This is a genomic window from Pseudomonas sp. ARP3, from assembly GCF_001029595.1.
Classification (GTDB): Bacteria; Pseudomonadota; Gammaproteobacteria; order Pseudomonadales; family Pseudomonadaceae; genus Aquipseudomonas; species Aquipseudomonas rhodesiae.
On the sequence record NZ_LEKF01000002.1, the window covers coordinates 380,505 to 392,931 of the forward strand.

Consider the following 12,427-nt stretch of genomic DNA (forward strand, 5'->3'; position numbering starts at 1 on the left):
AAAGCGCCGACCTATGGTGCCGGTCGCCCTGCTGAATAGCGCCTGAACAACCCTCAATATTTCACCCTTCAGCGCCCGCCACGCCATACCAGTGCGGGCACCAGGCGCACGTAGATCAATTCGCCGACCAGCTCCACCAGGGTTTGCAGGATGACCGCCGTCGCGGCCAGCCCACGCACCTCCTCGGGCAATGCCAACGCCAGCGGCAGCACCACCAGCGAATTGCGCGTCGACGCGCTGAACGTCACCGCCCGCGCGGGCGCACTCGGCAACGCGAACAGCCGCGCGGCCAAGGCGCCCGTCAGCGGCGCCAGCAACAGGAAACCTACATAGGCCGGAATGACCGGCAGCAACAGGCTGAAATCGCGCACCACCGACGTGATCTGCGAACCGATCACCACAAACAGCACCAGCGCCATCGCCGGCACCGGCAGCCAGGCCCAAGCCGCGTTCCAAGCGCCGACGACTGCCGACCTGCGCGCCACAAACGTGGTCGCCACCGCCGCCACCATCGGCACCACAATCAGCAGCACAAATGCCTGCACAAACGGCTGCGCGTCAATCACTACGCCGGATTGCGACCCCAGCATCAGCCCCAAGTACAGCGGCAACAACAGCAACTGCAGCAACAGCAGCACCGGCGTCGCCGCGAGCATCAAGCGTGAATCGCCCTTGCCGATATGGGTAAACACCACCACGTAATCGATGCACGGCGTCAGCAACACCAGCAACGCCCCCACCAGCAGCGCCGGACGCTCCGCCAAGCCAAGGGTCAGCCCCCACACCAGCAAGGGCACCAGGATGAAATTAGCCAGCAGCAAGGCCGCCATAAAGCGCTTGTGGCTCAAGCCTTCGCGCAGGTCCAGAAACGGAATTTGCAGGAACATCGCGTACATCAGCACCGCGATGGCCGGTGTGATCCACACACCCAGGCCGTGCCCCCACGAAGGCGCAAGCAGGCCGAAGCCGACAGCCAGAAGGACGGTGATGAAGTAGATAGGGATCTGGTGATGTTCGAGGGTGTCGCGGGTCATGGAAACGCCCTGGTGGAACGCAAAAGCGCAAGCCTAAGCATCTACTGGCGTGATTACCAGGCGAGCGGCTGGAACGGCGAGAACATGTCAGCCAATTAATGGCGGATACCCTTGGGATTTGCGCCAACCTGCGCTTCAATACCCAACCCAGATCCTGACCCCAAGGACGTGAGCCCATGGCCTCGCCGAACAAGCAGCAAAAACGTGCCCATCGGGCCAAGGCCAAGGCCAAGCAGAACCGCACCCAGCGCGCGGTCGCGACTAAGCCGGATGCGTTCGCCGGCGATGACAGCCGTATCGATTTGGAGTCGGTGGATTTAACAGAGCTGTTCGTGGAGATGCGCGTTGCCGGCGAGATCAGTCAGCAAGCGCTGTGCGCCGCATTCCTGGCCCACCCGCTGCTTGCGCTGGTACTTGAGCAGGAAGGCGAAGAAGAGGCTACCGACTTTATCCTGGCGGCACTGATCGAATATCGGCAGTGGGCCACGGACAGCGACGATGAAGCCGCCGCATTGGCGTGGATCGAATCGCCGCAGTTTCAAGCGGACTACGTTGCCGCCTCCCAAGCCCTTACCAACTCGCAAGACTGACAAAAAATGGGAGGGGCTTGCCCCCTCCCACATTGGAATGGCGGTCAGTTAAGCACCGCCGCCCCTACTCTCTGAGCCTTGCGCCGGCTCGACACCATCAACCCCGCCGCCACTACCAGCAGGCTCAGGATGCCCGTCGCGATGATCTCCACGCGATGCGCTTCCTGGAACAGCATGATGGTCAACGTGCCCACGATGAACACCATCACCGCGTAGGTCAGGCCGGGGAACAGCCACATCTTGAAGACAATCTTCTCGCCCGCCGCTGTGCGTTTCTGACGCATGCGCAGTTGCGACACCGCGATCACCAGATACACCAGCAGTGCGATTGCACCGGAGCTGGCCAGCAGGAATTCGAACACTGCCGCCGGGGCCACGTAGTTGGCGAACACCGCCAGGAACGCTGCGCCAGTGGACAGCATCACCGCCCAGTAAGGCGTGCCGCTCTTGTTGGTGCGCTTGGACACAGCCGGGGCATCGCCGCGACGCCCGAGGGAAAACAGCATGCGCGACGCGGTGTACAGCGCCGAGTTCAAGCAGCTGGTCACGGCCACCAGGACCACCAGGTCGACGATCAGCTTGGCATTCGGAATGCCCATGCGTTCCAGCACGGTCTGGTAGGAACCTACCGCCGCCAGGGTCGGATCATTCCATGGCACCAGGGAGACGACGATGAAGATCGACAACAGGTAGAACAAGCCGATACGCCAGATCACCGAATTGGTGGCCTTGGTGATCTGCTGGCCTGGGTTCTTCGACTCGGCCGCAGCGATGGTGACGATTTCGGTGCCCATAAACGAGAACATGGTGGTCAGGATCGCAGCCAACACTGCGCCCATGCCGTTCGGCATAAAGCCTTGGGTGTCGAACAGGTGCGAAACGCCGCTGACCTGACTGGTCGGCAGGAAACCGAAAATCGCCGCCAGCCCGAGGATCACAAACCCAACGATGGCCACGACTTTGATCAGCGCGAACCAGAACTCGAACTCGCCGTAGTTCTTCACACTGAACAGGTTGGTGGCGGTCAGCAGCAGTGTGATCACCAGCGTGAACGCCCAGATCGCCACATCGGGGAACCAGGCATGCAGGATAGTGGCGGCCGCGTTGGCTTCCAATGGAATCACCAGCACCCAGAACCACCAGTACAGCCAGCCGATGGTAAAGCCGGCCCAGTGGCCAATCGCACGGTCGGCGTAAGTGGAGAACGAACCGGTATCCGGTGAAGCCACGGCCATTTCGGCCAGCATGCGCATCACCAGCACCACCAACGTACCCGCAGCGGCATAAGCCAGCAGCACCGCAGGGCCGGCAGCAGCGATCGCGTGGCCGGAGCCGACAAACAGGCCGGCGCCGATAACACCGGCAATCGACAGCATGGTGACGTGACGCGGTTTGAGCCCCTGTTCGAGGTCATTGGAGCTTTGCGTACTACTCATTGACACACCTTTGCGAGGAATTGCGAAAACGGTCCGCCCGACCTGGGATCCTCCTCGTGAAAAGAAACCAACAGGGCGTTCTTTATTTTTTACGCAAGATTTGCGCCAAAATGTTACAAAGCCGCGATTGACGCGGGCTGTAGGACTTTTCCACAGCGCACGCAAGTCATTGAGAACAATGGCATTCCGCTATAGCGTTACCGTCCGACTCACTATTCAGGCCGATACGCGCACCAAAAACACACACACAAAATAAGTAACGCCCCATAAAAGCGCCGATAGCGACCGTTTGCCCGTTTAACCCTTCCAACACCTGGCCAAAGCTGGCACCATCGCGCCCTTTTTGACGCGAAGCCTGCGGCTTTCCGGGTTCAAACGCTTGTTCGGTTGTTGACGGCGCGACACGTCGCTGTGCCGATGCGACACCCTGCCGCATGCCGCCCGCTTACCGCCCGCCGCGCTGTTGGCTGCCATCCGGACGCTATGCTAGCTTGGCGCCTCGCCAGGAAGGCGGCCCAACAGCAGGCACGCAGAACACAATGAGGACCCCCCATGGCCGAGGCCACGCCCGCGCTTGAAATCCGCAACCTGCATAAACGTTATGGTGAGCTGGAGGTACTCAAAGGTATCTCGCTGACCGCTCGCGACGGCGATGTGATCTCGATCCTGGGTTCCTCCGGTTCCGGCAAGTCGACTTTCCTGCGCTGCATCAACCTGCTGGAGAACCCTCATCAGGGCCAGATCCTGGTGGCGGGTGAAGAACTCAAACTCAAAGCCGCGAAGAACGGCGAGCTGATGGCCGCCGACGGCAAGCAGATCAACCGCCTGCGCAGCGAAATCGGTTTTGTGTTTCAAAACTTTAATCTGTGGCCGCACATGAGCATCCTCGACAACATCATCGAGGCGCCCCGCCGTGTGCTCGGCCAGAGCAAGGCCGAAGCCATCGAAGTGGCCGAAGCGCTGCTGGCCAAGGTCGGCATCGCCGATAAGCGCCACGCCTACCCGGCACAATTGTCCGGCGGCCAGCAACAACGCGCCGCCATCGCCCGCACCCTGGCGATGCAGCCCAAAGTCATCCTGTTCGACGAGCCCACTTCCGCCCTTGACCCGGAAATGGTTCAGGAAGTACTTAGTGTGATCCGCGCGCTGGCCGAAGAAGGTCGCACCATGCTGCTGGTCACCCACGAAATGGGCTTTGCCCGTCAGGTGTCCAGTGAGGTGGTGTTCCTTCACCAAGGCCTGATCGAGGAGCAAGGATCGCCACAGCAGGTATTTGAAAACCCGCTTTCGGCGCGCTGCAAACAATTCATGTCCAGCAACCGCTAACGGAGCAACATGCATGCAGAACTATAAAAAGTTCCTTTTGGCCGCCGCCGTCACGATGGCGTTCAGCGCCTCGGCCATGGCAGAAACCTTGATAATGGGGATTGAAGCGGCCTACCCGCCGTTCAATAACAAAGACGCCAGCGGTAACGTCGTTGGCTTCGACAAAGATATCGGCGACGCCCTGTGCGCCAAGATGAAAGTCGAGAAGTGCGAAGTGTATGTGTCCGACTGGGACGGCATCATCCCGGCCCTGAACGCCAAGAAATTCGACTTCCTGGTGTCCTCGCTGTCGATCACCGACGAACGCAAGCAAGCCGTCGACTTCACCGATCCGTACTACTCCAACAAGCTGCAGTTCATCGCGCCCAAGACCACCACAGACTTCAAGACCGACGCCGGCTACCTGAAGGGTAAGGTCATCGGCGCACAACGCGCGACGCTGGCCGGTACCTACCTGGAAGACAAGCTGCCAGATACCGAAGCCAAGCTCTACGACACCCAGGAAAACGCCTACCTTGACCTGACGTCCAACCGCCTCGACGGGATCCTCGCCGACAAGTACGTGCAGTACGAATGGCTCAAGAGCAAAGACGGTTCGGCCTTCGAGTTCAAGGGTGACCCGGTTGTCGAGAGCGACAAGATCGGTATCGCCGTACGCAAAGGCGACCCACTGCGCGAGCGCCTGAACAAAGCCCTGGCGGAGATCAAGGCTGACGGCACCTACAAGAAAATCAACGACAAGTACTTCCCGTTCAGCATCGAATGACCTGAACGCCTGCCCGGCGCGCTCCCCCGAGCGCGTCGGTCCTGAGCTTTACCTTGCGAAACGACTAAACCATGAATTTCGACCTTTACGGATTCGGCCCCGCGCTCGCCGCCGGCGCGCTGATGACCGTCAAACTGGCACTCACGGCCCTGTGCCTGGGGCTGGTGCTCGGCCTGGCCGGCGCCCTGGCCAAAACATCCCCGTACAAGCCGCTGCAATGGCTTGGCGGTGCTTACTCCACCGTGGTCCGTGGTATCCCGGAACTGCTGTGGGTACTGCTGATTTACTTCGGCACGGTCAACATGATGCGTGCCCTGGGTGAGTTTTTCGGTAACCCCGACCTGTCTCTCAGCGCCTTTGCCGCCGGGGTCATTGCCCTGGGCCTGTGCTTCGGCGCCTACGCCACGGAAGTATTCCGCGGCGCGATCCTCGCCATTCCCAAAGGCCACCGCGAAGCGGGCGTGGCATTGGGGCTTTCGAAGTTTCGGATCTTCACCCGCCTGATCATGCCGCAGATGTGGCGCATCGCCCTGCCGGGCCTGGGCAACCTGTTTATGATCCTGATGAAAGACACCGCCCTGGTGTCGGTGATCGGCCTGGAAGAAATCATGCGCCACGCGCAGATCGGCGTCACGGTGACCAAACAACCGTTCACCTTCTTTATGGTTGCGGCGTTCATGTACCTGGGGCTCACCGTCCTGGCGATGACCACCATGCACTTCCTGGAAAAACGCGCCGCCCGCGGCTTTGCGAGGAGCACCCAATGAGCGGCGACTACAGCTGGCTGGCGCATTTCGACCTGGGCCTGAACTGGGCCGTGATCATCAAGTGGCTGCCCAAACTGGCCCAGGGCGCCATCCTCACCCTGGAACTGGTGGCCATTGCGGTCATTGCCGGGCTGCTGCTGGCGATTCCTTTGGGCATCGCCCGCTCGTCGCGCCGCTGGTACGTGAGCGCCCTGCCCTACGCCTATATTTTCTTCTTCCGTGGCACGCCGCTGCTGGTGCAGCTGTTCCTGGTCTACTACGGCCTGGCGCAATTCGATGCGGTGCGTAACAGCTTTATGTGGCCATACCTGCGCGATCCGTTCTGGTGCGCCACCGCCACCATGACCCTGCACACCGCCGCCTATATCGCCGAGATCCTGCGCGGGGCGATCCAGGCCATCCCACCGGGCGAAATCGAAGCCGCCCGCGCCCTGGGCATGTCCAAGCCCAAGACGCTGTTCTATATCGTCCTGCCTCGCGCCTCGCGCATCGGCTTGCCGGCGTACAGCAACGAAGTGATCCTGATGCTCAAGGCCAGCGCCCTGGCGAGTACGGTGACCCTGCTGGAACTGACCGGCATGGCGCGAACCATCATTGCCCGAACCTATCTGCCGGTGGAGATCTTCTTCGCTGCCGGCCTGTTCTACCTGTTGATGGCCTACATCCTGGTGCGTGGCTTCAAACTGCTGGAACGCTGGCTGCGCGTCGATGCCTGCCAGGGACGTTAAGGCGCACTTCCAGGCACTGGATGCCTTTCTGATCGAGCACCAAGGGCTGTGGAAACCACGGCCCTTCACTCATCGCCAATTGGCCTGGGAATCACGACATCCAGAGCTGGCACACTGGTTGCGCCAGCGCTCGCTGGATGACGCTGAAACCAGCCACAACACCCCCTATGATCTCCCGGCGCCCGCGCCTTTTGCACAACTTGCCGCACAAGCGCGCCAGCTCAGTGCTGTGGATAAGTTGCCGACGCAGCCCCTGCCGCCCGCGCGCCATCGCTTGAATGTCGATGTGCCGGGCCGCAAGTGGCAGCAAATCGAAGCCTTCGGTGCAGCCCTGTCGTTTGCGCAAGCCCCCACGCACTGGCTGGATTGGTGTGCCGGCAAGGGCCACTTGGGCCGCCGGCTGCTGCAAACCGCGCAACAGCTGACCTGCCTCGAATACGACCCGGCACTGATCGCCGCAGGCCAGGCCCTGAGCGACCACCATGGCTTGGCCGCGGCCCATCGCCTGCAAGACGTCATGGCGGACCTCACCCTCTGCGCCGAACACACCCCCGTCGCCCTGCACGCCTGCGGTGACCTGCATGTGCGCCTGCTGCAACTGGCCAGTGCGCAAGGCTGCAAACAGCTGGCCCTGGCGCCCTGCTGCTACAACCGCATCAGCGCACCGGCGTACCAACCACTGTCCGAGGCAGGCCGCGCTTCAACGTTGCAGCTGTCAGTCGAAGACCTCGGCCTGCCGCTCAGCGAAACCGTCACTGCGGGCAAACGCGTACGCCAGCAGCGGGACACATCCATGGCCCGCCGTCTGGGCTTCGATCAACTGCAACGGCAGCTACGGGGTTGCGATGAGTACCTGCCCACCCCTTCACTGCCGACCGCGTGGCTGAGCGTACCGTTCGCCGACTACTGCCGAGCGTTGGCAAACCTGAAAGGTTTATCCACAGGCGAGCAGGATTGGGCCGCGCTGGAGGCCTATGGCTGGGCTCGCTTGGCCGAGGTGAGAAACCTGGAACTGGTGCGTGGTCTGTTTCGACGACCGCTGGAGATATGGCTGGTGCTGGATCGTGCGCTGTTTCTGACCGAACAAGGCTACCGCGTTGAACTGGGCAGCTTCTGCGACGCCGCACTGACGCCGCGCAACTTGATGGTGCTTGCCGAGCGCGATTAAGAGGCAAATTGACGCAGCGCAGCCTGTGGATAACTCTGTTGATGGTTTCTTTACAAAGCCTTTAATCATCTAGCTCGCAGGCCAAAACCCGAGCTGTTCATTTTTTGTTCACAAAATAAAATGCACGTAAAACAGGCAGTTAAGCCCAGATGAGAACCGCTCCACAAAAAGAGTGTTTCTTAATGGCGCATCCAACCGATTGTGCATAAGCCTCTGACGATTAGCCTCTAAACCGCGCTTTACGCGGTTCTTTTACGCGCAATCAATAGCCGGCAAAGCTCATTGATATCCGCACCTGCCTGGCTGGACGCCACGTTATCCAGCGGGTCGGTGGCAAACGCCAGGGCTTGGCTGATCAGCGCGTCGTCATGTACGACCGCCAACGCGTCAGCCTGGCGACGCAGCGTAAAGGCTTCCAGCATTTCCCGGTTAAACGCCGATTGGTCATCTACTTGATTGATCACGAAGTGGCAACGGGGCGGGCGCGCACGCTCAAGGTAGGGCGCCAGCAGTGCGTCCAACTGGTCCTGGGTGCCGAGGCAGGCGGCGTTAGGTTGAGCGATGACCAACACAATATCGGCCACGTTCAGGGCTTGATGCAGATAAACGTTGTTACCCGCGGGGGTATCGATGATCACCGTGTGAGCTTCGCTCAGCCCCATGACCGACAGGTGCTCGGCCAACCAAGTGGGCTCGCGCGTAAGCCAGCGTTGCAGGCCCTCCTTCTGGCGGCTGTCGGTGTCGCCGAATGGGATCACCTGAGAGCCGGCGAACCCCGCTTGCAAGGCGCCGGCCCACGGCGCATTGAGCAAACTGCTGCGCCCCACACCGGGGCGCTGATGATCGACGCCGAAGTGCTGGCGCAGCGCATTCTGCGGGTCCAGATCCACGGCCACCACCGCCTCACCCAAGCGTTGCAACCCGCTGCTCAATGCCGTGACCAGCGTGCTACGACCTACGCCGCCGTTGATCGAGACCACCGCCACCACAGTGGCACGCAGCGGCACGGGTTCGGCCTGTGCGGACGGTTGATTGCCGTGAGCCCCATGAGGACGAACGAGCGAGCCATCTTCACGGTTTACCCGGGTGCCATCATCAAATGGAATGCTGCCGAAAAAGTGCAACCGAGCGTTTTTGCCCTTTGGGTCACGGGAAACGCTGTTGCCGAACAGGGCAAATAGATCATCGGTGCGGCTCATGGCCGGGCTCCTTCGCAACGCCATCGGAAGACGTGGAAGGTCGGCCCATCAAGGCTTCCCATACGTGTTCATATTGGCGTGTTTATTGGCTGCATTCTGTGTCAGCCCCGATGAAGTGTCATTATTTTGATCAAAAATCCACCACCCTTTCAGACGAGCGGAAAACTGCCAATTTACTGACGAAAAATACCGTCATTTGATAGGCGGTGATTTCATCGTGCCATTGTTTTTTACCCGCCATCCCCGCACCATTGCGGCAACTTCCAGGCTGTACGTTTTGGATAAGCGCAGTGGCGATACGCTTTAAATTCCCTCGGTTCCTCTACGGCCTCGCCATCGCGGTGGTGCTGGGCGGCGGACTGCTGGGCGATTTACTCGCCGATTGGGATTTCAGCCAGATCAGCCGTAAAGCCGAAGCGCTCTACGGCCCCCTCGGCCCCGGTCGACAGCGCATTGATGCCTGGCAACAGCTACTGGCCACAGAAAAGCAGGTCAGCGAGAGCGAACAACTCAAAGTGGTTAACTTGTTCTTCAATCGTCAGCTGCATTACGAAGAAGATATCGACCTGTGGCACGAGGTGGATTATTGGGCGACGCCCATTCAATCCTTGTGGAAAGGCGCCGGCGACTGCGAAGACTACGCCATCGCCAAATACTTCAGCCTGCGTCATTTGGGCGTACCGGCCGAGAAGCTGCGCATAACCTACGTCAAGGCTCTGCGCCAGAATCGTGCACATATGGTGCTGACCTACTATTCAAGCCCCGAGGCCATGCCCTTGGTACTGGACAGCCTGATGGACCCGATTCTGCCGGCCAGCCAACGGCCGGACCTGCTGCCGGTTTACGCCTTCAACGGCGAAGGGCTGTGGCTGACCGGCGCGACGGGCAACAAAAAAGTCGGCGATACCAAGCGTCTGTCGCGTTGGCAGGATGTATTGAAGAAAATGACCGCTGAAGGGTTTCCGACCGGTTCGGATAATTAACAGGAGCTACGATGTCACTGTTCAAACAATTGCTGATCGCTATCTGCGTGTTCCTGGTGGTCGCATTCAGCGGTAGCTTCTTCGTCAGCCTGGAAAGCTCGCGTACCCAGTACGTCAACCAACTGCGCTCCCACGCTCAGGACGCGGCCACTGCGCTGGCGCTGTCGTTGACGCCGAACATCGATGACCCGGCGATGACCGAGCTGATGGTCAGTTCGATCTTCGACAGCGGCTACTACGCCAGCATCCGCGTGGTGGACCTGAGCAACAACCAAGTGCTGGTAGAGCGCGCCGCCGAGCCGGACGCCAGCAGCGTCCCGGCGTGGTTCGTGAAGATGATCGGCTTGGCGCCGGCCGGCGGCGATGCGATCGTCAGCCGTGGCTGGCAGCAGGCGGCGCGGGTCGAGGTGGTCAGCCATCCAATGTTTGCCTTGGCCAAGCTGTGGCAGAGCGCATTGGGCAGCCTGGGCTGGCTGCTGCTCTGCGGCGCCGTGAGCGCGGTACTGGGCGCCCTGTTGCTGCGGCGTCAATTGAAGCCGCTGGATTATATGGTCGAGCAGTCCCATGCCATCGCCCGCCGTGAATTCCTGAGCCTGCCCGATCTGCCCCGCACTCCTGAGCTGCGCCGGGTGGTGCAGGCGATGAATCAGATGGTGGAGAAGCTCAAGGCGCTGTTCCGTGAGCAGACCGAACGCAGCGAGAAACTGCGGGTGGAGTCCTACCAGGACAGCCTCACGGGCCTGGCCAACCGTCGTTATTTTGAAATGCAGCTGCAATCGCGCGTCAGCAACGTTGAAGAAGCCAGTTCGGGTTACCTGCTGATGTTGCGGGTCAACGACCTGAGCGGCCTCAACCAACGCCTGGGCGGGCAACGTACTGACCAACTGCTGCAGGCCGTCAGCCAGCAACTGGTGCGCACCTGCGCCAAGTACCCGGAAACCCAGAACCTGATCACCCGCAGCCGTGGCGGCGAATTCGCGGTGCTCGGCCCGGGGCTGGTGCGCGATGAAGCGTTGCAGCTGGCCCAGGCCCTGGAAGGCACCCTGCAAAGCCTTTACGAAACGGGAGCCACCGATATGCCGATCGTGGCTTACATCGGGCTGGCACCGTACAAACCGGGCGATGCCTCGGCAGACCTGCTAATGCTGGCCGACCAGGCACTGGCCCAGGCCGAAGCCGGTACAGGCCAGACTTGGGTGTGCCTGGAACACCAGACCCAAGGCACCGTCAGCGACGATCACCACAGCTGGCACACCTTGCTCGACGACGCCCTGACCCAAGGGCGCTTCCGGTTGTTTTTCCAGCCGGTGGTGAGCAGCAGCGACACCCAACAGGTCCTGCATTACAAAGTGTTGTCACGCTTGCTCGACCCGCAGGGCCAGACCATCGCGGCGGGCCACTTCCTGCCATGGCTGGAGCGCTTCGGTTGGACTGCACGCCTTGACCAATTGATGGTTGATCTGGTGATCAAGCACCTGGCCCAGCACAGCCCATCGGTGGCCTTGAACCTGTCGGCCGCTACCCTGAACGACCCGCAGGCACTGGAGCGCGTCTTCGAACGCCTGGCTCAAAACCCCGCCCTGGGGCCGCGCCTGACCCTGGAAATCGGTGAAGAACAAGTGCCCGAGCAGTCGCAGCTGGAGCGCCTGACCCGACGCTTGCGCAGCCTGGGCTTCAGCCTTGGCCTGCAGCGTTTCGGCGGGCGTTTCAGCATGATCGGCAACCTGGCGAACCTGGGCCTGGCGTACCTGAAAATCGACGGCAGCTACATCCGTGCCATCGACCAGGAAAGCCACAAGCGCTTTTTTATCGAAGCCATCCAGCGCGCCGCCCACAGCATCGATTTGCCGTTGATTGCCGAACGTGTGGAAACCGAGGGTGAGCTACAGGTGATTCGCGAGATGGGGATTGAAGGGGTACAAGGCCAACTGGTGGGTGAACCGGCGCCCTGGAAGTAGAACGTCCTCGCCTCCTTGACGGTCATGCCGTGAAGGAGGTGGGGCGGCTCAGATCAAGCCGGTTTCATCGTCATTGATCAACTCGCTCAACCCACCCAATGCTGCCCGGGCCTGGGTACGTTCGAGGAACTTGGCCTGCGCGGCGGGCGGCAAGTCCGTGATGCTCATGACGTTCTTGGTGATCAGGACCTGGATCAAGTCGTCCAGCACCCGAATCATCTCAAAGTCACTTTGCTTGAGCTGCTTGAGGCTGTTGTCGACCACATCGTCGGCAAACCACGCCTGTATCTCATGATGGTCGGCCGGTAGCGTCTCGGTGGCCTCGGCATAGGCCTGGGCCTCGACACGGATCAAAGCGTTGTTTTGATCGCGTTGCACGTAGAACATCAACGTTCTCCCAATAAAAAATCCCTGCAGGTGCCGCGCACGGCCTCTGCAGAGATTACACACATTTTCCCGACGCTGATGCCCA

12 protein-coding genes are annotated in these 12,427 nt (G+C 60.8%); 8 read left to right on the forward strand and 4 right to left on the reverse strand.

Going from position 1 to position 12,427, the window contains the following annotated elements; all coding sequences use genetic code 11:
- Window positions 1-68: 68 nt before the first annotated feature.
- Entirely contained in the window at window positions 69-1,034 is a 966-nt protein-coding gene (locus ABX75_RS03520) for an arsenic resistance protein (RefSeq protein ID WP_034095428.1), read from the reverse strand.
- A gap of 176 nt (window positions 1,035-1,210) precedes the next feature.
- On the opposite strand from ABX75_RS03520, the gene ABX75_RS03525 reads away from it, so the two are divergent.
- Window positions 1,211-1,624, forward strand: coding sequence for a hypothetical protein (locus tag ABX75_RS03525; RefSeq protein ID WP_034111372.1), 414 nt, complete (start codon window positions 1,211-1,213; stop codon window positions 1,622-1,624).
- 44 nt (window positions 1,625-1,668) lie between these two features.
- Here ABX75_RS03525 and gabP read toward each other — a convergent pair whose 3' ends face one another.
- Complete coding sequence (gene gabP / locus ABX75_RS03530; RefSeq protein WP_047881462.1) at window positions 1,669-3,060, reverse strand: GABA permease; 1,392 nt, start codon at window positions 3,058-3,060, stop codon at window positions 1,669-1,671.
- A gap of 552 nt (window positions 3,061-3,612) precedes the next feature.
- Between gabP and ABX75_RS03535 the strand changes: the two genes are divergently transcribed.
- From ABX75_RS03535 to ABX75_RS03555, 5 genes are all read left to right on the forward strand, one after another.
- Window positions 3,613-4,386 carry an ABC transporter ATP-binding protein gene (locus ABX75_RS03535; protein WP_034095425.1) on the forward strand — a complete coding sequence of 258 codons (774 nt, stop codon included), beginning with the start codon at window positions 3,613-3,615 and terminating at the stop codon, window positions 4,384-4,386.
- A 13-nt stretch (window positions 4,387-4,399) separates the two neighbouring features.
- Window positions 4,400-5,152: an ABC transporter substrate-binding protein gene (locus ABX75_RS03540; protein WP_040265691.1), complete on the forward strand. Its 753-nt coding sequence runs from the start codon at window positions 4,400-4,402 to the stop codon at window positions 5,150-5,152.
- Window positions 5,153-5,223: 71 nt separating this feature from the next.
- Window positions 5,224-5,919 carry an ABC transporter permease gene (locus ABX75_RS03545; RefSeq protein ID WP_034095423.1) on the forward strand — a complete coding sequence of 232 codons (696 nt, stop codon included), beginning with the start codon at window positions 5,224-5,226 and terminating at the stop codon, window positions 5,917-5,919.
- A 38-nt stretch (window positions 5,920-5,957) separates the two neighbouring features.
- Window positions 5,958-6,647 carry an ABC transporter permease gene (locus ABX75_RS03550; protein ID WP_034111429.1) on the forward strand — a complete coding sequence of 230 codons (690 nt, stop codon included), beginning with the start codon at window positions 5,958-5,960 and terminating at the stop codon, window positions 6,645-6,647.
- The gene (locus ABX75_RS03555; RefSeq protein WP_047881463.1) at window positions 6,628-7,815 is read left to right on the forward strand and encodes a methyltransferase; all 1,188 of its coding nucleotides are present in this window, start codon (window positions 6,628-6,630) and stop codon (window positions 7,813-7,815) included. The genes ABX75_RS03550 and ABX75_RS03555 overlap by 20 nt, the downstream gene beginning before the upstream one ends.
- A gap of 239 nt (window positions 7,816-8,054) precedes the next feature.
- Here the strand turns inward: ABX75_RS03555 and bcsQ are convergent, their stop codons facing one another.
- Window positions 8,055-9,014: a cellulose biosynthesis protein BcsQ gene (gene bcsQ / locus ABX75_RS03560; RefSeq protein ID WP_034111370.1), complete on the reverse strand. Its 960-nt coding sequence runs from the start codon at window positions 9,012-9,014 to the stop codon at window positions 8,055-8,057.
- 290 nt (window positions 9,015-9,304) lie between these two features.
- Here bcsQ and lapG point away from each other — a divergent pair, with 290 nt between their 5' ends.
- Together lapG and lapD are read left to right on the forward strand one after the other, a co-directional pair.
- Window positions 9,305-9,997 (forward strand): cysteine protease LapG, encoded by a 693-nt coding sequence (lapG, locus tag ABX75_RS03565; RefSeq protein WP_047881464.1) that lies wholly within the window; start codon window positions 9,305-9,307, stop codon window positions 9,995-9,997.
- Window positions 9,998-10,008: 11 nt separating this feature from the next.
- Window positions 10,009-11,955 (forward strand): cyclic di-GMP receptor LapD, encoded by a 1,947-nt coding sequence (lapD, locus tag ABX75_RS03570; protein ID WP_047881465.1) that lies wholly within the window; start codon window positions 10,009-10,011, stop codon window positions 11,953-11,955.
- Window positions 11,956-12,003: 48 nt separating this feature from the next.
- Here the strand turns inward: lapD and ABX75_RS03575 are convergent, their stop codons facing one another.
- Window positions 12,004-12,342, reverse strand: a complete 339-nt coding sequence (locus tag ABX75_RS03575) for a hypothetical protein (protein ID WP_034095418.1) — start codon at window positions 12,340-12,342, stop codon at window positions 12,004-12,006.
- Between the last annotated feature and the right edge of the window lie 85 nt (window positions 12,343-12,427).

What these genes read in the sequence shown, in the direction of transcription:
- ABX75_RS03575 (WP_034095418.1), bottom strand. Translation starts at nt 12,342, where the DNA reads ATGTTCTACGTGCAACGCGATCAAAACAACGCTTTGATCCGTGTCGAG.
- gabP (WP_047881462.1), bottom strand. Translation starts at nt 3,060, where the DNA reads ATGAGTAGTACGCAAAGCTCCAATGACCTCGAACAGGGGCTCAAACCG.
- ABX75_RS03555 (WP_047881463.1), top strand. Translation starts at nt 6,628, where the DNA reads ATGCCTGCCAGGGACGTTAAGGCGCACTTCCAGGCACTGGATGCCTTT.
- lapD (WP_047881465.1), top strand. Translation starts at nt 10,009, where the DNA reads ATGTCACTGTTCAAACAATTGCTGATCGCTATCTGCGTGTTCCTGGTG.
- bcsQ (WP_034111370.1), bottom strand. Translation starts at nt 9,014, where the DNA reads ATGAGCCGCACCGATGATCTATTTGCCCTGTTCGGCAACAGCGTTTCC.
- ABX75_RS03520 (WP_034095428.1), bottom strand. Translation starts at nt 1,034, where the DNA reads ATGACCCGCGACACCCTCGAACATCACCAGATCCCTATCTACTTCATC.
- ABX75_RS03535 (WP_034095425.1), top strand. Translation starts at nt 3,613, where the DNA reads ATGGCCGAGGCCACGCCCGCGCTTGAAATCCGCAACCTGCATAAACGT.
- ABX75_RS03545 (WP_034095423.1), top strand. Translation starts at nt 5,224, where the DNA reads ATGAATTTCGACCTTTACGGATTCGGCCCCGCGCTCGCCGCCGGCGCG.
- ABX75_RS03540 (WP_040265691.1), top strand. Translation starts at nt 4,400, where the DNA reads ATGCAGAACTATAAAAAGTTCCTTTTGGCCGCCGCCGTCACGATGGCG.
- ABX75_RS03525 (WP_034111372.1), top strand. Translation starts at nt 1,211, where the DNA reads ATGGCCTCGCCGAACAAGCAGCAAAAACGTGCCCATCGGGCCAAGGCC.